Here is a 22633-nt window from a genome sequence, read left to right on the forward strand (position 1 = left end):
GGAGGTGGGGTGAAGGAGGTGGGGTGCGAGAGGTGTGGCGGTTGATCGGGCGGACCGGAAGGCTTGCCGACCTGTTGCAACATCAAGCGCCAGGTTTGGCAGAACCGTCGCCCTGCTCACCATCGCTGCCTTCCCATCGCAACAGTCCGCAGTTTGATGCTCAAGCGCCTCTTGCCTCTTCCTCCTGCTGCGCCAGCAAGGTCGCCACGGGCTTGTGAATCAGCGCGGGGATCTGCTCGGCCGGCATGGCGCGGGCGAAGAGCCAGCCCTGGTAGGCGTCGCAGTCCAGGATGCGCAGCAGGCGCAGCTGCTCGGCGGTTTCCACGCCTTCGGCAACCACCTGCAGGCCCAGGGTGCGGGCCAGCGCGATCACGGCCTTGACGATCTTGGCGTCGGCCGGGCTGTCGAGCATGGGGCCGATGAAGGTGCGGTCTATCTTCACGCGCGAGACGGGCAGATCGCGCAGGTGGGCCAGCGAGGAGTAGCCGGTGCCGAAATCGTCCAGCACCACGCAGACGCCGGCCGCCAGCAGGCTGCCCAGCAGCTCGCGCGCCTGCAGAGGGTCGGTCATGGCGGCGGACTCGGTGACCTCCAGCTCCAGCAGGTGCGGCGGCACGCCATGCCGGGCCAGGCTGGCCATGAGGCGCTGCTGCAGGTCGGCCTGGCGCAGTTGCTGGGCCGAGAGGTTGACCGCCACGCGCAGCGGCATGCCTGCGCGCAGCCAGTCGCCGGCCTGGCGGCAGGCAGCATCGATCACCCACTCCCCCAGAGCCAGGATCAGGCCCGTGGATTCGGCCACGGGCACGAAGCGTTCGGGCGAGACCCAGCCCATCTGCTCGTCGTTCCAGCGCAGCAGGGCTTCCACGCCCTGGACCTGGCCGCCCAGCACCTGCACCTGGGGCTGGAAGTGCAGGCTCAGCAGACCCCGGTCCAGGGCACGCTTGAGGCGTTCGTGCAGCAGCACTTTCTCGGCCATGGCCTCGCCCATGGCGCTGGCATAGCGCGCATAGGACGAGCGGCTGCGCTGCTTGGCGTCGTACATGGCCATGTCGGCATAGCGCATGAGGGTGGCCGCATCGCCCGCGTCCTGCGGATAGAAGGCTGCGCCCACGCTGGCACCGAAGTTCAGCGCGTAGTGGCCTATGGTGCAGGGCCGGCACAGCTCGTGCAGCAGCGCGTCGATGCGCTGGCGCAGATCGGGCTCGTTGCAGGGCTGCAGCAGGGCGGTGAACTCGTCACCCCCCATGCGCGCCAGCGTGGCCGAGCCGCCCAGCGCGACCTGCAGGCGGCGCGCCACCTCCTTGAGGACCTGGTCGCCCACGTCGTGGCCGTAACCGTCGTTGATGGCCTTGAAGTTGTCGAGGTCGAGCAGCAGCAGCGCAAAGGACGCGGGGCCGGCGCCCGATTCAGACTGCGCCTGCGAGATCGCCTGTTCCACCTGCAGCCCGAACTGCCAGCGGTTGAGCAGGCCGGTCAGTGTGTCGTGGGTGGCGTGGTAGTGCATGCAGGCTTCCATCTGGCGCAGCTGCGACAGGTCGCGCACAAAGGCCACGGCCACGCCACTGCCGTGCGGCGAGTGGCCCAGGGCGATGTCCACCGACAGGCGCTTGCCGTCCTTGCGCAGCAGCCACAGGTCCCGCCCCTGGCCCATGGGCCGGCGCGCGGGCTGGGCGAAGTAGGACTGCAGTTGCGGCCCGTGGGCCGCCTGCGCCTCGGCCGGCAGCAGCATGTGCAGCGAGTGGCCCAGCAATTCGGCGGCGCCATAGCCGCTCATGGCCTGCATGGCGGGATTGGCCAGCAGGATGCGGCCGCTGCGGTCCACAAGCAAGATACCGTCGGGCGCGGCCTCCATGGCCACGCGCTTGAGGTCTTCGTCCAGCGCCTCGCCCGGTGCGGCGGGATCACAGGCAACCATGCTCCAGCCCGCCGCCATCATGCGGACGCCCCGCTGCCGTGAAAGACCGATGCCGCCGCCTCCAGCGCCTGCGCCTGTCCGGCCAGCAGCTGTGCATGCCCGATGGTGTCGCGCGCCAGGGCTGCGTTGTGCTGGGTCATCTGTTCGAGCTGCTGCACGGCGGCCTGCACCTGCTGCACGCCGCCGGCCTGGGCCTGGCTGGCGGCCTGCATGCCTTCGGCCAGCACCAGTTGCTCGCGCATATCGGCCTGCACGGCCAGCATGGCCTCGCCCACTTCACGCGCCATGGCGCAGCTTTGCGCCACCTGCTGCTGCGATGCCTCGATCAACGCCTTGATCTGGCGCGCGGCGTGGGCGCTGCGCTGGGACAGGCCGCGCACCTCGTCGGCCACCACGGCAAAGCCCTTGCCGTGTTCCCCCGCGCGTGCCGCCTCCACGGCGGCGTTGAGCGCCAGCAGGTTGGTCTGGAAGGCGATGCCGTCGATGAGCGAGCTGATCTGCCCCACCTGGTCGCTGGTCTGGGCCACGCCGCGCATGCCCTGGTCCAGTTGCACGACCATGCGGCTGCTCTGCCCTGCCATGTCCACGCCGTGCCGCGCGCGGGCGGCGGCCTCGCCGGCCTGGGCGCTGCTGCGCTCGATGGCGCTGGCCAGGGCCTGCATGGCCTGGGCCGACTGCTCCAGGCTGGCGGCCGCGGCCTCGGTGCGGTCGCTCAGTTCGGTGCTGCCCTGCTGCACGGCCAGCGCGCAGCGGCGCACCTGGTCGCTCTTGCCCTGGATGTCGCCGACCAGGGAGACCAGGTTGAGCCCGGTCTGCCGCACGGCGCTGCCGATGGCACCGATCTCGTCCGTGCGCTGCAGGAACCGTGCATCGGTCTGCTGCCCGCTGGCCACGGCCTGGGCCTGGCCGCGCAGCGCCGCCAGGGGCATGAGCAGCCGGCTGCGCAGCCATTGCCCGGCCGCCACGCAGGCCAGGCTCCAGATCAGCCAGGCCGGCCAGACCTGGGCCGGCGGCACGGCCGATGCCTGCAGCGCGGAAGACCACAATCCGGCCGACCCCAGCAGCCACAGGCCGGCCACCACGGCCTGCACGCGCCAGGCCAGTGGCCGAAAGCGCCACCACCGCTGCAGCGCGCCCACGGCGCCACGCCCCACGGGAAAGCCCCGGTGCAGGCCAAGCGAGCGCACGCCGGCATTGATCTGTTCATAGAGCGCCGCATGCTGCTGCACCTCGCGCGGCTCGGGCCGGGTGCGCACGGACAGGTAGCCGACCACGGCGCCCGCATGGCGTATGGGACTGGCGTTGGCGCGCACCCAGTAGTGGTCGCCGTTCTTGCGCCGGTTCTTGACCAGGGCGCTCCAGGGCAGCCCGCGCTGGATGGTGGACCACATGTCGGCAAAGGCGGCGGCCGGCATGTCGGGATGGCGCACGATGCTGTGGGCCTTGCCGTAGAGCTCGGCGGCCTCGAAGCCGCTGACGCGGATGAAGGCATCGTTGGCATAGACGATGCGCCCCTTCAGGTCGGTGACGGAAAGAAGCGTCTCTCCTTCGCTCAGAGGGTACTCACGCTGGGTGACGTACACGTTTCGCCGCATGGATCAGGTCTCTCGGAGATGGGCGGGGCGTCGGCATGACACCCCCAGGCGGGGCCCACTCTAAGCAGTCCTGAGGCGATGCACATCAGGGATGGTGTGCTGCAGCGCACCTAAACGCAGTCAATGTGACGGGGGTCACATTGGCTGCGGCGCGCGCAGGATCAGGAACGTTTTTCCTGCAGCAGGGCCTTGACGTCGGCGCCCAGCACCTGCGGGCCGCCGCCGTAGCGCTCATACACGCGCAGGCGGCCGGCCGTGTCATAGACATAGCTGCCGGCCGAATGGTCCAGCGTGTAGGTGCCTTCGGTCTTGCCGGGCACTTTCTTGTAGAAGAGCTTGAAGTCCTTGGCCACGGCCGCCGTCTCGTCCGGCGTGCCGTGCAGGCCGACGAAGCCGGGGTCGAAGTTGCCCAGGTAAGCCTTGAGCACCTCGGGCGTGTCGCGCTCGGGGTCCAGGGTGACGAAGACGCCCTGCAGCCTGTCGCCATCGGCGCCCAGCTGCTGCTTGACCTCGACCAGCTCCTGCAGGGTGGTGGGGCAGACATCGGGGCATTGCGTGTAGCCGAAGAAGACCACGACGACCTTGCCCGCAAAGTCCTTGATGCTGCGCTGCTTGCCGTCCACATCGCGCAGGGGAATGTCCTTGGCGTATTCGGCGCCCGTGACATCGACGCCCTGGAAACTGGTCTTTGCCTCGCGCGAGCATCCGCTCAGCGCCAGGGCGCCCCATGCCATGGCGGTCAAGCCCAGAACGCGCAGCGCTGTCCGTTTGTTCATGCTTCCTCAACAAGGTAGTTGCCGCAGGCTGCGTGGCCGCAAAGGCTGCGCGCCGGCCCGGGCTGGAAAGGGAAAAGGCGAAAGCGTCCGCTGAAGGCGCTTTCGCACAGCCGCAAACCATAACCCATAACCGCAAGACCCCGGCGCTGCGGGGCCTGCCTGCCGGCCTACCGGGGCCGGCCAGCCTTACTCGCCGTCGCCCGGACGCCCTGCCGTGTCCCAGGAGGCCGATGCACGCAGCAGCCGGTCCAGGTCGCGCTTGGCCTTGCCGGCATCGGCCATGCCCAGGCCTGCGGGCATGCGCATCATCCAGTGGCCCTGCGGGTCCACCACGTACAGGTGGTCCTGCAGCGCATGGCCGGGCGCCGGCTGCAGCCAGCCGCGCAGCACGGCCTCAGGCACGCGCAGCACCGTGGCCTCGGCCAGCGCGGGGCGCAGGTGCGCGGGCACGGGTGCGTCGTCGGAGATGAGCCAGACCCGGTCCAGCCGGTCCTTTTCGCGGCCCAGTGTCTCGCGCAGCTGGCGCTGCAGATAGAGATGGCTTTCGCAGGCGCTGCCGCAGGCACCGCCCGCCACGCTGAGCAGCAGCCACTGGCCCTTGAGCGACTGCAGCGGCAGCGGCGCGCCGTCCAGCGTGGTGGCCGTGGCCGAAGGCAGGGCCGGCTGGGCCGCGATCAGCTCGCCAAAGCTGCGCTGCTGGCCAGGCCGCAGCACGTAGTAGGTGAAATAGGAGGCCACCACGGGCGCGGCGCAGACCGCGAACACGGCCAGCATCTTCCAGCGGCCGCTGCGCGTGCGCTGCGCGCCGGCAGGGCCCGGCTGCAAGGGTGGCAGGCCATGGACGGTCATCTCCAGGGGAGTCTCAGGAGCGGGCATGGCGCGGGCGGACAAAGCGTCGGACGATTTGGAACCAGACATACAAAAGCGTGATCAGGGCCGCAAGTCCAAACCATTGGAACGCATAGCCATGGTGTTTCTCGACACCGGCCGTCACAACGGGCCAGTCGCGCCGCAGGCCTTCGCTGGCTTCGCCGGTCTGCAGCAGGCTCCATTCGCGCAGCGGCAGCCCGGAGGCCACGGCCCATTCGGCAATGTCCACATTCTGTCGGATGCGCGACTTTTGCCCATCAGGGTCTGCCCCTGCACGGCCGAATTCGTAGAGCCGGGACGGCGCGGCCTCCATGCGCCCCTCAACAGTCACCAGGCCTTCGGGCGTCTGCACCTCGGGCAAGGCCGTGCGGTCCAGAAAGTTGCGCGGCACCCAGCCGCGCTGCACGGCAATCACCACATCCTCATGCGGCGCGGCCAGCCGCAGCGGCGTCAGCACAAAGAAGCCCGGCTGGCCCTGCATCTGGCGGTTGTCCAGGTACAGCGATTGCCCGGCAATCCAGTGGCCCTGCAGTCGCACGGGCCGGTGCAGCCAGGGCGCCGCCTCGGTGTTCAGGGCAGCACCGGGTTGCATGGGCGCCAGCTGCGCGTTGTCCAACGGCGGCAGGCCCTGCTGGCGCTGCACGGCATCGAACAATTGCTGCTTGTAGGCCGCGCGCTGCAGTTGCCAGCGGCCCAGGGACAGTGTGATGGCCACGCCGATCAGCGCGGCCAAGGTGATCAGTACAAACCGCCAGCGGTCTGGCATTCTGGAAACACGCACCGGATAATCCACCCATGAAATTCGTGATCGTTCTCGCCCTGCTGGCCATTGTCGCCAGTCTGGGCAGCGCCTTGTTCTTCATGATGCGCCGCAATCCCGAAGACCAGGAGGGTCCGGGCGACGACAGGCGCCGCAGCCGCGCCATGTTCCGCGCACTGGCGCTGCGCGTGGGCCTGTCCATCACGCTGTTCCTGTGCGTGCTGCTGGCGGCCAAGCTGGGCTACATCCATCCCACCGGCTGGACCGCCGGGCAATAGGCAAGCCCCCTGCCCCCGCAAACAAAAAGAAGCGCCCAGGCGCTTCTTTTTGCATGGGGCGGGCAGACCCTCACATCCAGTACACAAGGACGTAGAGGAACAGCCAGACCACGTCCACGAAGTGCCAGTACCAGGCCGCACCCTCGAAGCCGAAATGCCGCTCGGACGTGAAGTGCCCCGCATGCAGGCGCATGGTGATGAAGAACAGCATCAGCATGCCCACGAAGACGTGGAAGCCGTGGAATCCCGTGAGAAGGAAGAAGGTCGAGCCGAACACGCCCGAGGACAGCTTGAGGTTCAGCTCGGTGTACAGGTGGTAGTACTCGTAGCCCTGCACGCACAGGAAGACGAAGCCCAGGACCACCGTCATCCACATGAAGGCGATGGTGCGGGCGCGGTGGCCGGCCTGCAGCGCATGGTGGGCAATGGTCAGCGTCACGCCCGAGGTCAGCAGCAGCGCCGTGTTGATGGTGGGCAGCCAGAACGGGCCCACGGTCTGGAAGGGCTCGACGCTGTTCGCCGGCGAGGCCGTGGCACCGGCCGCCATGCTGGGCCAGACGGCCTTGAAGTCGGGCCAGAGCAAAGCGTTGTCCAGGCTGCCCAGCGCGGGCACCGAATGCGAGCGCGCCCACCACAGGGCGGTGAAGAAGGCGCCGAAGAACATCACCTCGGAGAAGATGAACCAGCTCATGCTCCAGCGGAAGGACAGGTCGATCTTGCGCCCGTACTTGCCCGACTCGCTCTCATGCGCGGCTTCCCGGAACCAGAAAAAGAGCACGGCCAGCCACCAGACCAGGCCAAGGCCCAGGCTGTACATGCCCCATTCATGCCCATTGATCCAGTTGCCCGCGCCCAGGATCACGAAGAACAGCCCCGCCGCCGCCATGACGGGGTGGCTGGACTCGGCCGGCACGTAGTAGTAAGGCGTTTTGCCGTGGGTGGTTGCACTCATTGCTCAGCTCCTGAAATTCTTGGTTCTCGGTTTCCCGTCTATCACTCTCTGTCCCCGATGGCCGCGCCGCTCAGACCACGAGCTTGACCAGCGCGATCAATCCCAGCACCAGCACGAAGATGGCCGCCAGCCCCACCGCAATCACATGCAGCGGCGTGATCCGCTCCCCGTCCTGCTGGTACTCGCTTCCCCTGCGCACGCCGAAGAGCGACCAGGCCACGGCGCGCACCGTGCGCCACACGCTGGGCGGGCGGCGCGGCTCCCGTGGCTGCGGCGCATTCATGAGGCGGGCTCCTGCTTCGGCCCCGCCGCCACCGGCGCCTCGCCCGTGGGTGCGGCCGGCGTCCTGCCGCCCACCTCGAAGAAGGTATAGGACAGCGTGATCGTGGTCACATCCTTGGAGATGCGCGGATCGATCACGAAGGCCACCGGCCACTCGCGCTTTTCTCCGGGCTCCAGCGTGTACTGCGAAAAGCAAAAGCACTCCAGCTTGTTGAAATGCGCGGCCGCCTGGCGTGGCGCATAGCTCGGTATCGCCTGGGCCGCCATGCGGCGGTCCTGCACATTCTGGAACTCGTACATGACCGTGGCCAACTCGCCCGGATGGACCTGGATGGAGCGCTGCGCCGGCTTGAAGTCCCAGGGCCCGCGCGCATTGGCGTCGAACTCCACGGTGATGGTGCGGCTCTTGTCCACCTGCGAGTTGGCGGGCAGCTTCACATCGCGCCCGGCCGTGCCGTTGCCCGGCACCTGGCGCTCGGACAGCGACAGGATGTTGATGCCCGTGAGCTCGCAGATGTGCTTGTAGATGGGAATCAGCACGTAGCCGAAGGCAAACATGCCCAGCGCCACCACGGCCAGCTTGCCCACCATCTTCGCGTTTTCACTGCGCACGCTCACGGACGTCCCTCCTGTTGCCTGCCCTCAATGGAGCACGGTGATCTTGATCACGAAGCCGGCCAGAAAGACCAGCGCCACCGATACCAGGATCAGCGCCAGCCTCAGGTTGGCTTTTCGTTGCTGTGCGTCCATGTGCATCTCCCTCGGGGCTTGCATCAACCGATGATGCGGGTGGCGGTGGCATCGAGCTTGGGCGGCGTCTCGAAGGTATGGAACGGCGCCGGCGAAGGCACTTCCCACTCCAGGCCCTCGGCGGCCTCCCAGGGCTTTTGCGGCGCCTTCTCGCCCTTGCCGCGCATGGCGGGCACGACGACGAAGAGGAAGAAATACACCTGCATCAGGCCAAAGCCCAGCGCGCCCAGCGAGGCCACCATGTTGAAGTCGGCGAACTGCATGGGGTAGTCGGCATAGCGGCGCGGCATGCCGGCCAGGCCCAGGAAGTGCATGGGGAAGAAGGTGACGTTGAAGAAGATCAGCGAGCCCCAGAAGTGGATCTGGCCGCGCGTCTCCGAATACATCACGCCGGTCCACTTGGGTGCCCAGTAGTAGTAGGCCGCGAACATGGAGAACAGCGATCCGGCCACCAGCACGTAGTGGAAGTGGGCCACCACGTAGTAGGTGTCCTGCAGCTGGATGTCGATGGGCGCCATCGACAGGATCAGGCCCGTGAAGCCGCCCATGGTGAACACGAAGATGAAGCCCACCGAGAACAGCATGGGCGTCTCGAAGGTCATGGAGCCGCGCCACATGGTGGCCACCCAGTTGAAGATCTTCACGGCCGTGGGCACCGAGATCAGCATGGTGGCGTACATGAAGAACAGCTGGCCCGTGACGGGCATGCCGGTCGTGAACATGTGGTGCGCCCACACGATGAAGGACAGGATGGCGATGGACGAGGTCGCATACACCATGGAGGCATAGCCGAACAGCTTCTTGCGGCTGAAGGCCGGCACGATCTGGCTGATGATGCCGAAGGCCGGCAAGATCATGATGTAGACCTCGGGGTGGCCGAAGAACCAGAAGATGTGCTGGTACATCACCGGGTCGCCGCCGCCTGCGGGGTTGAAGAAGCTGGTGCCGAAATGGCGGTCCGTCAGCGTCATGGTGATGGCGCCGGCCAGCACGGGCATGACGGCGATCAGCAGGTAGGCCGTGATCAGCCAGGTCCAGGCGAACATGGGCATCTTCATCAGCGTCATGCCGGGCGCGCGCATGTTGAGCACGGTGACGATGATGTTGATGGCGCCCATGATGGAGCTGGCGCCCATGATGTGCATGGCCAGGATGGAGGTGTCCATGGACGGGCCCATCTGCAGCGTCAGCGGCGCATACAGCGTCCAGCCCGCGGCGGGGGCGCCGCCGGGCATGAAGAACGAGCCCACCAGCATCAGGCCGGCCGGGATCAGCAGCCAGAAGCTGAAGTTGTTCATGCGCGCGAAGGCCATGTCGGAGGCACCGATCTGCAGCGGCAGCATCCAGTTCGCAAAGCCCACGAAGGCCGGCATGATGGCGCCGAACACCATGATCAGGCCGTGCATGGTGGTCAGCTGGTTGAACAGCTCGGGGTTGACGATCTGCAGCCCGGGCTGGAACAGCTCGGCGCGGATCAGCAGCGCCAGCACCCCGCCCACCATCAGCATGGTGAACGAGAACAGCAGGTACAGCGTGCCGATGTCCTTGTGGTTGGTGGCGAACATCCAGCGCCGCCAGCCCGTGGGCGTGGCGTGGTGGTGATGGTCGTCATGCCCGTGTCCATGCTCGTGCTCATGCGCATGTTCGTGGCCCTCGCCCGCAGGGCTGTGGATGGGGGGAAGTACGGCGCTCATGCTGTTATCTCCAATCGCTCATCTGTCTTGCGGGCTCACTGGCCGGGGAACTTGCCGGTGCGGGCGGCCACGAACTCGGCCGGCTGCACCAGCTGGCCGGTCTTGTTGGACCAGTGGTTCTTGGCAAAGGTGACCACGGCGGCCAGCTCGGTATCGCTCAGCTGTTTCCAGGCGGGCATGGCGCCGTTGGCACGGCCTTCCAGCACCACATGCATCATCTCGGCCGTGGGACCCAGGACGATGGGACTGCCGTCCAGCGGCTTGATGGGACCGGCGCCCTTGCCGTTGGCCTGGTGGCAGGCCGCGCAGTTGGCCGCATAGACCTTCTCGCCGCGTGCCATCAGGTCGGGCAGGCTCCAGACCTTGCTGGGGTCGTCCTTCTTGGCGGCGGCGATCTTCTTTTGCTCGTCCACCCAGGCCTTGTAGCCGTCGCTCGACAGCACCTTCACGTGGATGGGCATGTAGGCATGCTCCTTGCCGCACAGCTCGGCGCACTGGCCGTAGTAGTCGCCGGTCTTTTCGGCACGGAACCAGGTGTCGCGCACAAAGCCCGGGATCGCATCCTGCTTGATGCCGAAGGACGGCACCATGAAGGAGTGGATCACGTCGTTGGCCGTGGTGATGATGCGCACCTTGCGGTCCACGGGCACCACCAGCGGGTTGTCCACCTTGAGCAGGTAGTCGTTGGGTGCCTTGGAGACATCGCCGCTGTCGGACAGCGCGCGGTGGCTGCTGTCCAGCGTGGAGATGAAGCTCAGGCCCTCGCCTTCGCCGTTGATGTAGTCGTATCCCCATTTCCACTGGTAGCCCGTGGCCTTGATGGTGACATCGGCGTTGGTGGTGTCCTTCTGCGCCACCAGCACCTTGGTGGCCGGCAGCGCCATGAGCACGACGATGATGAAGGGCACGATGGTCCAGACCACCTCGACCGTGGCCGATTCGTGGAAGTTCGCCGCCTTGGCACCGCGCGATTTGCGGTGCTTCCAGATCGAATAGAACATCACGGCGAACACGCCGATGAAGATCACCGTGCAGATGATCAGCATCATCCAGTGCAGGTAATGCTGCTCATGCGCGATGCGCGTGACCGCCGGATGAAGGTTGAGCTGATTGACGGCCGGGCCGCCTGGCAGATCTGTCGTCGCATGCGCAAGGGAGCCTCCCCCTGCCACATTCATCAAGCCCCAGAGAACCAGCTTGGTGGAAATGCTTTTCATAGTTTTCACTTACATCTAAGCCTCGGGTTATCCACTCGCTCCGCTGCGCCGGCGTGGGGGCCGCGCAGCCAGACCGTTCAACGCCTGCCCAAAGGGCAACTCCCGGCCTCAACTGTCCGAGCATGCATGAAAGCGCCGCAGATGTGCCTGCGCGCAATCACCAATAGCGTGCCAGCCGGCATCAACGGCAGCTCGGACGTGGGACCAGGATTCGGGCGTACAGCCATCCCCGCCTGCGCCTGCAGGCGCATGAATTCGGAGGACAGCAGCAAGGTGGACGGAAGAATGCGCGCACGCCGGCCATTCAGGGCATGTGTGCCATGGGGGCCGGGAGCGGATTGGAAAAGGGGACGCATGCGGCCCGGCATGCGGCACAGAAGAGGGGACAGCAGGGACAGAAAGACCAGTGCCCGCTCCCAGAGGAACAGGCACTGCTGCAGCCGGTGATGATCAAACTCGTGGGCGGGCCGCTCCTGGATGGGTCGGCCCGTTCTCGTTCCCGTGGCAAAACGAAACACCAAATCGTCTCCCCTTTCGGCCTGCGGACCGCTGGTCTTTTCCCGGCCCGGGAAAGCGAGCCCAGGGAAAAGCTGTTGTCTCTGTCAGCTCGGGAAAAGTGTAGACGTTTTTGTTTTCGATCAATGACCGGAAAGCGACATTGGGGCTATCGCAAACCCGTGTTGCGCGGCTGGCGCAGCATGCTGCGCATGTCCTCCAGCGATACGGCGCTGCTGGACTCCAGGCGCACGCGCGGCTGCGGCTTGTAGGCGTGGCCGTAGACGATCTCGAAGGTCAGCGCCAGCTGCCCGTCGGGGCCGGCCAGGCGCTCGCGCAGGGCATCGTGCAGGCGCTGCTGCCAGCGGCGGCCGCGCAGCGCGGCAAAGCGCTGCGGATGGAAGTTGCGGCCCAGTTCGCGCAGCTCCTGCAGCAGCCGCTCGGGCGTGGCAAAGGTCAGCGTGATGTGCTCCATGTCCATCACCGGCTCGCTGAAGCCTGCGTGCACCAGCATGTCGCCCCAGTCATGCATGTCGGTGAAGGCCTGGCCGGCGGGCGGCCAGCCCAGTTGGGCGTAGATGGCGTGCAGCTCGCGCAGCGTATCGGGCCCCAGGCAGGAGAACATCACATAGCCGTCCACGGACAGCGCCTGATGCCAGCGCGTGATCAGCGCCTGCGGGTCGGCCTGCTGGTGCAGAGCCATGTTGGCCCACAGCATGTCCACGCCGGCAGGCTCGGGTTCGCCGAAGCGCGTGGTGCCCCCGGTCCAGCGCGCGGGCTGCCACCAGCGCGCGCCCAGCTGCTCGCGGGCGGCGGCCTCATGCAGCGGCGAGGCTTCATAGACCAGGCATTCGGACTGCGCATAGCGCTGGCGCAGCAGCGCATGGGCCTGCAGGCCGCCGCGCACGGGCTGCCAGTGGCACCAGCGGTGGGGCGGCTTGACGATCCAGTCCAGCCGCTCCTGCATGCGGCGCGCCACCTCCTCATGCAGCCACGGCGAGGCCGCAGGCGCGGCCTGCTGCCAGCGCAATGCGGCGGCCGGATCGATGGTGGGGGGCAATTCGTGGGACATGGCTGGGCGGGGAATCCGGGCTCCTCGAAAGACAGGCACCCGGCCCCGGAGCAAAGGGGTGGCGGACGCGGCGCGAGTATATTGACTCCATGCCCAACCTGCCTGCGTCATGGCTTTCGCACTGGCATGCCGGCCTGCCCAGCCAGTGCGCCGTCTGCCGCCGCTGGCCGGCGCAGCGCCTGTGCCAGGACTGCCGCTTGCGCTGGGCCAGGCCGCTGCCTCGCTGCGGGCTTTGTGCCATGCCGCTGCCAGCGGGGCACGGCGCCAGCGGGGGCCAGCAGGTCTGCGGCGCCTGCCTGGTCAAGCCCCCGCCACTGACGCACTGCCTTGCTGCGCTGGACTACGCCTATCCCTGGCACACGGTGATCGGCGACTTCAAATTCCGGGGAGACACCGGCCTGGCACGCAGCCTGGCCGCCCTGCTGCTGGAGCAGCACGGGGCGCGCGAGCAGCTGGAGCAATGCGATCTGCTGCTGCCCATGCCCCTGTCTGCCCAGCGCCTGCGCGAACGCGGCTTTCACCAGGCCCTGGTGCTGGCCCGTGCGCTGTCCGGCCCATCCACCCGCGGCAAGCTGCGGCACCAGGCCGTGCAGCGCGCCCACACGGCACAGGCCCAGCATGACCTGCCGCGCGCCCTGCGCCTGCGCCAGCTGCGCGGGGTCTTTGCGGTGCCGCCAGCGCAACTGCCCCATGTGCGCGGCCGCAAGGTCCTGCTGATCGACGATGTGATGACCACGGGTGCCAGCCTGCATGCGCTGGCCACCTGCCTGCGGCGTGCAGGCGCGGCCGAGGTCAGCGCCCTGGTGCTGGCGCGCACGCCCTGATCGTGGGGGTTCGGGGCCCGGGGGCATAGGCCGCCGCGAGACAATACGGGCCATGTTCCATATCGTTCTCGTCGCGCCGGAGATCCCGCCCAATACCGGCAATGTGATCCGTCTGGCCGCCAACACCGGCTGCAGCCTGCACCTGATCGAGCCGCTGGGCTTTTCCATGGAAGACCGCCTGATGCGCCGCGCCGGCCTCGACTACCACGAGTACGCGCCCGTGCGCCGCCATGCCGACTGGCAGGCCTTCCTGCAGGACTGCCAGCCGGACCGCCAGCGCATGTTCGCCATGACCACGCACAGCAGCAGCCCTGCCCACGCCATCGGTTTCCAGCCCGGCGACTGGCTGGTGTTCGGCTCCGAAAGCAAGGGCCTGCCCGCCGAGGTGCGCGAGCAGTTCCCGCCGCAGCAGCGCCTGCGCCTGCCCATGCTGCCGCAGCAGCGCAGCCTGAACCTGTCCAATGCCGTGGCCGTGACCGTGTTCGAAGCCTGGCGCCAGCAGCAATTCGTGGGCGCTGCCCTGGCCGAGGGAGCAGCCGGCGCGGCCTGAGCGATCGGCCGGACCGGGCGGAAAGTTCCCGGCCGATTGTTTCAACAGCTGAAAAAGCGCATTGCCAATCCAAGGGTTTTTCCCGATTCCAAGCCGTCCTACATTTGAGTCATGGGCTCTACGTTACCAAGCGATTTCCGCAAAGAACGCCCTGTCCCAGAAACAAAACAAAGGACTTGAATCATGAAGAACACCCGCCGTTTTGCCGTCCTGGCCGCCCTCTCCATCTCCGCCATCGCCGCCCAGGCTGCCGGCTTCGACTATGCCGACAACAGCAGCTACCCGCCCGAAGTGAAGACCCAAAGCACGCTGACACGTGCCCAGGTCATGGCCGACCTCAAGGCCGCCCAGGCCAATGGCACCATGCCCTCCGTCGCAGAAGGCTACCTGCCCATCCAGAACACTGCCACCGCCACCGTGAGCCGCGATGAAGTGCGCCGCGAAGCCGCCGCCGCCGAGCGTTCGGGCCAGCTGAACTTCGGCGCCTGAGCCTCAGCCCCCCCGCAACCGCTGCCACCACGCAGCCAGCCCGCAGGTGCCCCCTGCGGGCTTTTTTCATCGCCGGGCCGCCCCAAGATGAAAAGCGCCCCCTTGGGGGGCAGCGGACCTTGCGTAGCAAGGGTCGCGTGGGGGTCAGTTCTGATTCAGGCCTTGGCGCCGTAGTTGCGGGCCACGGACTCGGCCACGCAGGCGGGCTTGTCGGCGCCTTCGCGCTCCACGGTCACCAGCCAGGTCATCTGCAGCCCACCGGGCTCGATAGGCTCGGCGGCCTGCAGCGTCAGGCGCGCACGCAGGCGGCTGCCCACGGGCACGGGAGAGGTGAAGCGCACGCGGTTGAGGCCGTAGTTCACGCCCATTTGCGCGCCTTCGATGTGAAAGCAGTTCTGGAAAAACTGGGGGATCAGCGACAGCGTCAGAAAGCCGTGCGCAATCGGCGCGCCGAAGGGGCCCTTGGACGCGCGCTCGGGGTCCACATGGATCCATTGCTGGTCGCCCGTGGCATCGGCGAACAGCTGCACCTGCTGCTGGGTGATGGTGATCCAGTCGCTGACGGCGACTTCCTGCCCCACGCAGGTACGCACTTCGGAATAGGAATGGAAGGTTTTCATGCCCCAAATGGTAGGGGCCGGTGCCGCGCACTCCATGTCGGGCGCGCGACAGGCTAGGGTTAGTCCAGGGTGGATGTCACCTGGACGCGCGCTGAACAAAGAACAGGCCTGTGCCCACGGCCATCAGCAGTGCGCCAAAGACCCGGTTCTGGCTGCGCACCGCACGCGCGCTGCGCATGAAGCCGCGCAGCGCGCTGGCGCTGGCCGCATAGCCGTGCATGACCATGGTGTCCACGGCCAGCATGGTGGCGGCCAGGATCAGCAACTGCAGCCACAGCGGGCGGCTGGTGGTCATGAACTGGGGCAGCACGGCCACCATGAAGATGATGCCCTTGGGATTGGTGGCGTTGGTCAGGAAGCCCGTGAGCACGCGGCGGCGCACGCTGAGCTCGGGCATGGATTCCTGGGTGGCCAGAGGTGCGGCACCCGAGCGCCATTGGCTGATGCCCAGGTAGATCAGATAGCAGGCGCCGACGATCTTCACGGCGTTGAACGCCCATTCGGAGGCCAGCAGCAGCGAGCCCACGCCCGCACCGGCGATCAGCAAGATGGTCAGCAGCCCCAGCTGCAGCCCGAAGATGGTGGCGCTGCTCTTGCGCACGCCATACGACAGGCCATGGCTCATGGACAGCACGGCGCCCGAGCCCGGGGAGACCGCAATGATCCAGCAGGCCACAAAGTAGGCGATCCAAGTGTGCCAATCCATGCCAAACACCTTAAAAATACGGAGCAGGCCGGTATCTTAAAACTGTGCAGCCGATATGACGCACTGCCGCGGCAAAGCCGGATGGGGCGATGAAGCATTCGGTGGCATTTTTCATCGCCGGGCCGCCTCAAGATGAAAACGGCCCCCTCGGGGGGCGCCCGGCCAGGGGCAGCGGACCTTGCGCAGCAAGGGGAGCGTGGGGGGCATTTTTAACCCTGTCAGGAAGCTGACCCGGCTGTGAGAGTGACACAATCAATTGCCCCAGGGTAAACACCAACTCCAAGATCCCGAGCTCCCATGGAACACAGCGCCCCCATCTGGCTGACCTACGGCTTTCTCTATCTCACCGCCGCCGTGCTGGCCGTGCCCATTGCGCGTGCCCTGGGCCTGGGCGCCATCATTGGCTACCTGGGTGCCGGCATTGCCATGGGCCCCTGGGGACTGTCGCTTGTCAGCAATGTGGATGACATTCTTCACTTTGCCGAGTTCGGCGTGGTGCTGATGCTCTTCGTGATCGGGCTGGAGCTGCAGCCCAGCCGCCTGTGGGAGCTGCGCCGGCCCATCCTGGGATGGGGGCTGGCGCAGATGCTGGCCTGCACGGGCGTGCTGTTCCTGGCGGCCTGGGCCTTCGGCTTTTCCTGGCGCGTGAGCCTGATCGCGGGCATGGGCCTGGCCCTGTCGTCCACGGCCATCTGCCTGCAGGTCATGGCCGAGCGCAACCTCATGCGCACGCCCAGCGGCCAGGCCGGCTTCTCCATCCTGCTGTTCCAGGACGTGGCCGCCATTCCCATCCTGGCGCTGATCCCCATCCTGGGCGCGGTCAAGGCCGCCAATGCCACGCACACCGACAGCCACCTGTGGCTGCAGGTGCTCAAGACCGTGGGCACCATCGCTGCCGTGGTGGTGGGCGGCCGCCTGCTGCTGCGCCCCCTGCTGCGCTGGATCGCGCGCAGCCGCACGCCCGAGATCTTCACGGCCACCTCGCTGCTGCTGGTGGTGGGCATTGCCATGCTGATGGTGCAGGTGGGCCTGTCCATGGCGCTGGGCGCCTTCCTGGCCGGCGTGCTGCTGGCCGACAGCGAGTACCGCAGCGAGCTGGAGACCAACATCGAGCCCTTCAAGGGCCTGCTGCTGGGACTGTTCTTCATGGCCGTGGGCATGAGCATCGACTTCGGCGTGCTGCTGCGCGCGCCCTGGGCCATGGCGGCCATGGTGCTGGGCTTTCTGGCGCTCAAGGGCGCCGTGCTCTACACCCTGGCCCGCGTGCTGAAGCTGCCCTGGCGCGAGCGCCCGGTGTTCGCCCTGCTGCTGGCCCAGGGCGGGGAGTTCGCCTTCGTGGTGTTCCAGACGGCGGCGCAGTACAAGGTGTTCCACCACAGCATCTCGTCCATGCTGGTGGCCGCCGTGGCCCTGTCCATGCTGATCGGCCCGCTGGTGCTGGTGCTGATGGACAAGCTGCTGCTCAAGCGCTTTGCCGACATGAAGGATTGCCAGGTCGACGGCGCGGGCCAGACTGCCAGGCCCCATGAAATATCGGAGCCGCAGGACGCGCAAATCATCATTGCGGGCTTTGGCCGCTACGGCCAGATCGTGGCACGCGTGCTGCTGACCCAGGGCGTGCCGGCCACCATCCTCGACCACAGCGTGGAGATGCTGGAAGTGGCCCACACCTTCGGCTACCGCGTGTTCTTCGGCGATGCCACGCGCATGGACCTGCTGCGCATTGCCGGCGCGGACAAGGCGCGGGTGCTGGTCATTGCCGTGGACTCTTCCGAGCAATCGCTGAAGATCGCCGCCCGCGTGCGCAAGCGCTTTCCGCATCTGGAAATCGTGGCCCGCGCGCGCGACATGGCCCACTGGTACCAGTTGCGCGACCTGGGCGTGCACCATGTCGAGCGCGAAGTCTTCGAGTCCAGCCTGGTGTCGGCGCGCACCGTGCTGGAACTTGCGGGCCACAGCCCTGCCGAGGCCCAGCGCACCACCACGCGCTTTCGGGAGCACAACCTGGAGCTGATCGAGCGCATGTACCCCCACCACAAGGACCAGGCCCAGCTCATTGCCGTGGCCAAGCAGGGCCGCCAGCAGCTGGTCGAGCAGATGGCCAAGGAGCGGCAGGAGGCCCAGGCGCAGCAGGAGAAGGACCAGGCACCGCAGGAAGCCCCGCCGCCGCCCGGCCCCTGAAAATCGGGCCTCAGGCCGCGCCCAGCGCCCGCACCATGTGGTCCACGAACTGCGCCAGCTTGGGCAGCTGGCGGCGGTCCGGCAGATACACCAGGTGCACCGGTCGCGGCAGTGGCACGCAGTCCTGCAGCACGGGCACCAGCCGGCCCGCGGCCAAGTCGGCGGCCAGCAGCACCTCAGGCTGCAGGATCAGGCCCAGGCCGCGCAGCGCCGCATGGCGCAGCCCGTCGCCGCTGTTGCAGCGCAGGCGGGCGTCTTCGGGCCACTGCACCGAACCCGAGCCGTCGCCGCGCAGAATCCATTCCGAGCGGCGCTGCCAGACCGCGTAGCTCAGGCAGTCATGGCGCGCCAGATCGTCCACGCCACGCGGATGCCCGCGCCGCCGCAGGTACGAGGGCGCCGCCGCAATCACCATGCGATAGGGCTGCAGCGGGCGCGCCACCAGGCCTTCGCCGCCCACGGGGCCGATGCGCACGGCCACGTCGATGTTCTCGCCCACCAGGTCGGCCATGCTGTCGCTCAGTTGCAGGTCCACGCGCACCAGCGGATTGGCCAGCTGGTAGTCGGCCACCAGCGGCGCGATCACATGGTTGCCCAGCGTGGTCGGCGCGCTGATGCGCAGCAGGCCCTGCGGGGCACTGCGGCTGCGCTCCACGGCAGACTCGGCCCAGCGCAACTGCTCGAAGACCTGGCGGCTGTCCTCGTAGAAGCTGCGCCCTACCTCGGTCAGGCTGTGGCGCCGCGTGGTGCGCTGCAGCAGGCGCGCGCCCAGGTGGGCTTCCAGTTGCTGCACATGCTTGCCCACCATCACGGCCGAGATATCCAGGCGCCGCGCGGCCTGGGCAAAGCTGCCGTCCTCGACCACGGCCATGAAGACCTCCATATTGCGCAACTTGTCCATGGATTGCTAACCAATGCTTAGTAGTACAAAAAGATTTCGCTACTTTATGGCATAGGCAATTTGCAAAACACTGGAGGCCTGTTCACTCCTTCCGAAAGAAAAACGCATGAAGATCCTGCTCATCGGTGCCACCGGCACCATTGGCCGCGCTGTCCACGCCCTGCTGGCCCCGCGCCATGAGATCGTCACCGTGGGCCGCAACAGCGGCGACCTGCGCGCCGACTTCACGCAGCCCGAGACGCTGCAGAAAATGTTCGAAGCCGCCGGCCAGGTGGACGCCATCGTCAGCACGGCCGGCAAGCTGCACTTCGGCCCGCTGTCCGAGATGACGGCCGAGCAGTTCAACTCCGGCCTGCAGGACAAGCTGCTGGGCCAGGTGCGGCTCGCCCTGCTGGGACAGCGCTGGCTGCGCGACGGTGGCTCCATCACGCTGACCAGCGGCGTCGCCGCCACCGAGCCCATCCGCCACGGCGCCAATGCATCGACGGTGAATGCCGCCCTCCACGGATTCGTCACCGGCGCTGCGGTCGAACTGCAGCGCGGCCTGCGCATCAATGCCGTGAGCCCCACCCTGCTGACCGAATCGGCCCAGGCCTATGGCTCGGTCTTCCCCGGCTTCGAGACCGTGCCCGCCGCGCGCGTGGCCCTGGCCTACCAGCGCAGCGTGGAAGGCGCCCAGACCGGCAGGGTCTTCGAGGTGCTCTGATCCCTGTCTTGCGGCGGGCCCTCGGCAAAGTCCTTGCGTGCCCGCCCAAAAGGGCTGCGTGCTACGCTGCGCGCCACCATGTTCAACCCCACCCAAGCCGATGTGCGGCGCTTTTTCTGCGGCGTGCGCACCAAGATGCTGAACGGCGCGCCGATGGAGGCCATAGAGACGCTGGCCAGCCTCTGGATTGCCGAGCATCCCGAGTATTTCGATGACCTCGCCGACGTGGACGCCGCCCTGCTGCGCGACTACGACGCCACGCCCGGCGTGACCAATCCTTTCCTGCACCTGTCCATGCACCTGTCCATCAGCGAGCAGTGCAGCATCGACCAGCCGCGCGGCATACGCCAGGCCGTGGAGCTGCTCAGCCGCCGCCTGGACTCGCTGCACGACGCCCACCACGCCACCATGGAATGCCTGGGGCAGATGCTCTGGGAAAGCCAGCGCTCGGGCCGCCCACCGGATGGCGAGGCCTACATTGCCGCCGTGCAGCGCCGCGCCACCAGCGACGGTGCCAAGGCCACGGGCGGCGCATAGTTCCGGCCCTTCATTGCCCTCAAGACAAAGCCCGCAATTGCGGGCTTTTGCTTTGGAGGAAAGGCGCGACCTACTGCGATTTCTGGCCGAGGCGGAAATGGGGCTGGGGCAGGGTCTGCAGCTCGCCATCGAGGCTGCCGATGTAGTTGGCCAGCGCCTTGAGTTCGCTGTTGGTGAACTGCTTGGCAATGCCGGCCATCACGCCGTTGCTGCGGCCGATGTGGGGGTTGCCTTCGGTCTTGTAGGACTTGAGGGCAGAGTACAGATAGTCCGCATACTGGCCCGCCACCTTCGGGTAGCTGGGGTCGATGGGCTTGGAAAAACCCTGGCCGTGGCAGGAGACGCAGGCCCCTTTTTGCAGCAGCGCGGCAACCTGGGTGCTGGGCTCGCGGACCTTGGCGTCGGCGGCCTTGGCCACGCCATGCTCGGCGTAGTAGGCGGCCACGTCGGCCATGTCCTGCTCGGTCAGCGGATCGGCGATGCCGCGCATGGTGGGGTGCTTGCGCTCGCCCTTCTGGTAGGCCTGCAGCGCGGCCACGATGTAGGGTGCGCCCTGTCCTGAAATCTTGGGGACCTTGTACACCTCGGGGAAGCTGGCCTGGTAGCCCTGGATGCCATGGCAGCCAATGCACATGGCGATCTTCCCCTCCCCTGCCTTTGCGTCACCTTTGCTTTGCTGGGCCTGTGCCACAGGGGTCACAGATGCGACAGTCAGCGCCAATACCGTGGTCAAAGTTTTTATCATTTTGCGCGCACAATCCTTCAAGAGTTCTGACGGATGCCTACTGCTGAGCGGGTAGCGCGAACGATTATGGCAGCCACCGTCAAGCGTCCCCATCAATACTTACGCTGATACCGCCCATGAAATTTCAAGGTTCCGAGAACTACGTCGCCACCCAGGATTTGATGCTCGCGGTGAATGCCGCAGCCACCTTGCAGCGCCCGCTGCTGGTCAAGGGAGAGCCCGGCACGGGCAAGACCATGCTGGCCGAGGAAGTGGCCGCAGCGCTGGACATGCCGCTGCTGCAGTGGCACATCAAGTCCACCACCAAGGCCCAGCAGGGGCTGTATGAATACGACGCCGTCAGCCGCCTGCGCGACTCGCAACTGTCCGACATCGACGGCGGCGAGCGCGTCAAGGACATCCACAACTACATCATCAAGGGCGTGCTGTGGCAGGCCTTCACGGCAGACCGGCCCGTGGCCCTGCTGATCGACGAGATCGACAAGGCCGATATCGAATTCCCGAACGACCTGCTGCGCGAGATCGACCGCATGGAGTTCTACTGCTACGAGACGCGCGAGATGATCCGCGCCAAGCACCGGCCGCTGGTGTTCATCACCTCCAACAACGAAAAGGAGCTGCCCGACGCCTTCCTGCGCCGCTGCTTCTTCCACTACATCAAGTTCCCCGACGCCGACACCATGCGCCAGATCGTGGCCGTGCACTTCCCCAAGCTGCAAGGCGAGCTGCTGACCGCCGCGATGAAGGTGTTCTACGACGTGCGCAACCTGCCCGGCCTCAAGAAGAAGCCCTCCACCAGCGAGCTGATCGACTGGCTCAAGCTGCTGGTGGCCGAGGACATTCCCGTGGAGTCGCTGCAGACCGCCGAGGGCAAGGTCGCCGTGCCGCCGCTGGTGGGCGCCCTGCTCAAGAACGAGCAGGATGTGAGCCTGTTCGAGAAGCTGGTCTTCATGAACCAGCGCAACCGCTGAGGCCTGCGCCCATGCCCCATCCCGAACACACCAACGACACGGGCGTGCCGGCCCTCACCGGCCAGGTGACGACCATTCCCGTGGCCGGCGCGGTGGCGCACCAGGGCTTTGTGCGACCCGTGGTCATGCGCTTCAACGGCGTGCGGCTGGAGCCCCTGGCCCTGGCCCATGAAGCCGGGCTGCGCGAGGCCGTGCAGGACGGCCAGCTGTGGCGCATCCGCGTGACCTCGGCACCCGAGCCCGGTGATGTGCGTGCCTATATCGAAGCCGCCCTGGAGCAGCGCAGCCTGGGCAAGCGCTTCGCCTTTGCCGTGCTGGACGACGACAGCGGCAAGGTGCTGGGCACCAGCAGCTACCACGACATCCTGCCCGAGGTGCGCCGCGTGGAGATCGGCTACACCTGGTACGCGCGCAGCGTGCAGCGCACCCATGTCAACACCTCGGCCAAGCTCATGCTCATGGGCCATGCGTTCGACACGCTGTCCTGCCATGTGGTGGGCTGGCGCACGGACTGCTTCAACTTCGCCAGCCAGCGCGCCATCGAGCGCCTGGGTGCCAGGAAGGACGGCGTGATCCGCGGCCACGCGCTGCGCCGCGACGGCACCATCCGCGACACCGTGATGTACAGCCTGCGCAGCGGCGAGTGGCCCGAGTCGCGCGCCCAGCTGCTGGACCAGTTGCAGCGCCATTCGGACGGCAGCACCGCCGTGGCGCGCACATGAGGGCGCGTACGCAGGGCCCTCGGGA

Annotated in this window: 25 protein-coding genes; 9 read left to right on the top strand and 16 right to left on the bottom strand. The window is 67.1% G+C overall.

Annotated features, from left to right (window positions below; all coding sequences use genetic code 11):
- Nucleotides 1-160 precede the first annotated feature (160 nt).
- The 5 genes from BW39_RS22590 to BW39_RS22610 all read right to left on the bottom strand — a co-directional run bounded on the left by BW39_RS22590 (nt 161) and on the right by BW39_RS22610 (nt 5922).
- Complete coding sequence (locus tag BW39_RS22590; RefSeq protein WP_235264269.1) at nt 161-1915, bottom strand: putative bifunctional diguanylate cyclase/phosphodiesterase; 1755 nt, start codon at nt 1913-1915, stop codon at nt 161-163.
- A gap of 17 nt (nt 1916-1932) precedes the next feature.
- Entirely contained in the window at nt 1933-3510 is a 1578-nt protein-coding gene (locus tag BW39_RS22595) for a methyl-accepting chemotaxis protein (protein ID WP_043824422.1), read from the bottom strand.
- Between the two features lie 161 nt (nt 3511-3671).
- The gene (locus BW39_RS22600) at nt 3672-4286 is read right to left on the bottom strand and encodes an SCO family protein (protein WP_034390671.1); all 615 of its coding nucleotides are present in this window, start codon (nt 4284-4286) and stop codon (nt 3672-3674) included.
- A gap of 186 nt (nt 4287-4472) precedes the next feature.
- On the bottom strand, nt 4473-5162 hold the full coding sequence (locus BW39_RS22605; RefSeq protein ID WP_043824447.1) for an SCO family protein: 690 nt from the start codon (nt 5160-5162) through the stop codon (nt 4473-4475).
- Complete coding sequence (locus BW39_RS22610) at nt 5149-5922, bottom strand: SURF1 family protein (protein WP_012203609.1); 774 nt, start codon at nt 5920-5922, stop codon at nt 5149-5151. The genes BW39_RS22605 and BW39_RS22610 overlap by 14 nt, the downstream gene beginning before the upstream one ends.
- Nucleotides 5923-5951: 29 nt before the next feature.
- Here BW39_RS22610 and BW39_RS22615 point away from each other — a divergent pair, with 29 nt between their 5' ends.
- The gene (locus tag BW39_RS22615) at nt 5952-6194 is read left to right on the top strand and encodes a twin transmembrane helix small protein (RefSeq protein WP_013803982.1); all 243 of its coding nucleotides are present in this window, start codon (nt 5952-5954) and stop codon (nt 6192-6194) included.
- Nucleotides 6195-6264: 70 nt separating this feature from the next.
- Here BW39_RS22615 and BW39_RS22620 read toward each other — a convergent pair whose 3' ends face one another.
- The 7 genes from BW39_RS22620 to BW39_RS22645 all read right to left on the bottom strand — a co-directional run bounded on the left by BW39_RS22620 (nt 6265) and on the right by BW39_RS22645 (nt 12656).
- Nucleotides 6265-7146, bottom strand: a complete 882-nt coding sequence (locus BW39_RS22620; protein WP_012203607.1) for a cytochrome c oxidase subunit 3 — start codon at nt 7144-7146, stop codon at nt 6265-6267.
- Nucleotides 7147-7216: 70 nt separating this feature from the next.
- Entirely contained in the window at nt 7217-7429 is a 213-nt protein-coding gene (locus BW39_RS22625; protein ID WP_013803984.1) for a DUF2970 domain-containing protein, read from the bottom strand.
- Nucleotides 7426-8046, bottom strand: coding sequence for a cytochrome c oxidase assembly protein (locus BW39_RS22630; RefSeq protein ID WP_013803985.1), 621 nt, complete (start codon nt 8044-8046; stop codon nt 7426-7428). Before BW39_RS22630 ends, BW39_RS22625 begins: the two co-directional genes overlap by 4 nt.
- Nucleotides 8047-8070: 24 nt before the next feature.
- Complete coding sequence (locus BW39_RS32075) at nt 8071-8178, bottom strand: cytochrome oxidase small assembly protein (RefSeq protein ID WP_012203604.1); 108 nt, start codon at nt 8176-8178, stop codon at nt 8071-8073.
- A gap of 23 nt (nt 8179-8201) precedes the next feature.
- Complete coding sequence (gene ctaD, locus BW39_RS22635; RefSeq protein ID WP_012203603.1) at nt 8202-9872, bottom strand: cytochrome c oxidase subunit I; 1671 nt, start codon at nt 9870-9872, stop codon at nt 8202-8204.
- A gap of 35 nt (nt 9873-9907) precedes the next feature.
- Nucleotides 9908-11089 carry a cytochrome c oxidase subunit II gene (coxB, locus tag BW39_RS22640; protein ID WP_043824424.1) on the bottom strand — a complete coding sequence of 394 codons (1182 nt, stop codon included), beginning with the start codon at nt 11087-11089 and terminating at the stop codon, nt 9908-9910.
- 664 nt (nt 11090-11753) lie between these two features.
- Entirely contained in the window at nt 11754-12656 is a 903-nt protein-coding gene (locus BW39_RS22645) for a hypothetical protein (RefSeq protein WP_043824425.1), read from the bottom strand.
- A gap of 89 nt (nt 12657-12745) precedes the next feature.
- Between BW39_RS22645 and BW39_RS22650 the strand changes: the two genes are divergently transcribed.
- The 3 genes from BW39_RS22650 (at nt 12746) to BW39_RS22660 (ending at nt 14519) form a co-directional block, all read left to right on the top strand.
- Entirely contained in the window at nt 12746-13480 is a 735-nt protein-coding gene (locus BW39_RS22650) for a ComF family protein (protein WP_013803988.1), read from the top strand.
- A 52-nt stretch (nt 13481-13532) separates the two neighbouring features.
- Nucleotides 13533-14030 (top strand): tRNA (uridine(34)/cytosine(34)/5-carboxymethylaminomethyluridine(34)-2'-O)-methyltransferase TrmL, encoded by a 498-nt coding sequence (trmL, locus tag BW39_RS22655; RefSeq protein WP_043824427.1) that lies wholly within the window; start codon nt 13533-13535, stop codon nt 14028-14030.
- Nucleotides 14031-14213: 183 nt separating this feature from the next.
- Nucleotides 14214-14519: a DUF4148 domain-containing protein gene (locus BW39_RS22660; protein WP_013803990.1), complete on the top strand. Its 306-nt coding sequence runs from the start codon at nt 14214-14216 to the stop codon at nt 14517-14519.
- A gap of 155 nt (nt 14520-14674) precedes the next feature.
- Here the strand turns inward: BW39_RS22660 and BW39_RS22665 are convergent, their stop codons facing one another.
- Both BW39_RS22665 and BW39_RS22670 read right to left on the bottom strand, forming a co-directional pair.
- Complete coding sequence (locus BW39_RS22665) at nt 14675-15139, bottom strand: MaoC family dehydratase (protein ID WP_043824429.1); 465 nt, start codon at nt 15137-15139, stop codon at nt 14675-14677.
- A 76-nt stretch (nt 15140-15215) separates the two neighbouring features.
- The gene (locus BW39_RS22670; protein WP_012203595.1) at nt 15216-15845 is read right to left on the bottom strand and encodes a LysE family transporter; all 630 of its coding nucleotides are present in this window, start codon (nt 15843-15845) and stop codon (nt 15216-15218) included.
- Nucleotides 15846-16142: 297 nt separating this feature from the next.
- Between BW39_RS22670 and kefC the strand changes: the two genes are divergently transcribed.
- Entirely contained in the window at nt 16143-18026 is a 1884-nt protein-coding gene (gene kefC / locus BW39_RS22675) for a glutathione-regulated potassium-efflux system protein KefC (protein WP_043824431.1), read from the top strand.
- Nucleotides 18027-18036: 10 nt separating this feature from the next.
- Here the strand turns inward: kefC and BW39_RS22680 are convergent, their stop codons facing one another.
- Entirely contained in the window at nt 18037-18927 is an 891-nt protein-coding gene (locus BW39_RS22680) for a LysR family transcriptional regulator (RefSeq protein ID WP_017405387.1), read from the bottom strand.
- Between the two features lie 106 nt (nt 18928-19033).
- On the opposite strand from BW39_RS22680, the gene BW39_RS22685 reads away from it, so the two are divergent.
- Both BW39_RS22685 and BW39_RS22690 read left to right on the top strand, forming a co-directional pair.
- Nucleotides 19034-19633, top strand: coding sequence for a short chain dehydrogenase (locus BW39_RS22685; protein WP_012203592.1), 600 nt, complete (start codon nt 19034-19036; stop codon nt 19631-19633).
- A gap of 78 nt (nt 19634-19711) precedes the next feature.
- Nucleotides 19712-20170: a DUF1841 family protein gene (locus BW39_RS22690; RefSeq protein WP_012203591.1), complete on the top strand. Its 459-nt coding sequence runs from the start codon at nt 19712-19714 to the stop codon at nt 20168-20170.
- A 70-nt stretch (nt 20171-20240) separates the two neighbouring features.
- On the opposite strand, the gene BW39_RS22695 is transcribed toward BW39_RS22690, so the two are convergent.
- Nucleotides 20241-20915, bottom strand: a complete 675-nt coding sequence (locus BW39_RS22695) for a c-type cytochrome (protein ID WP_012203590.1) — start codon at nt 20913-20915, stop codon at nt 20241-20243.
- Between the two features lie 116 nt (nt 20916-21031).
- On the opposite strand from BW39_RS22695, the gene BW39_RS22700 reads away from it, so the two are divergent.
- Together BW39_RS22700 and BW39_RS22705 are read left to right on the top strand one after the other, a co-directional pair.
- Nucleotides 21032-21886: an AAA family ATPase gene (locus BW39_RS22700; RefSeq protein WP_012203589.1), complete on the top strand. Its 855-nt coding sequence runs from the start codon at nt 21032-21034 to the stop codon at nt 21884-21886.
- Between the two features lie 11 nt (nt 21887-21897).
- Entirely contained in the window at nt 21898-22608 is a 711-nt protein-coding gene (locus BW39_RS22705) for a GNAT family N-acetyltransferase (protein WP_043824433.1), read from the top strand.
- The last annotated feature ends 25 nt before the right edge of the window (nt 22609-22633 follow it).

Source organism: Delftia sp. RIT313 (assembly GCF_000632165.1).
GTDB lineage: Bacteria > Pseudomonadota > Gammaproteobacteria > Burkholderiales > Burkholderiaceae_C > Comamonas > Comamonas acidovorans.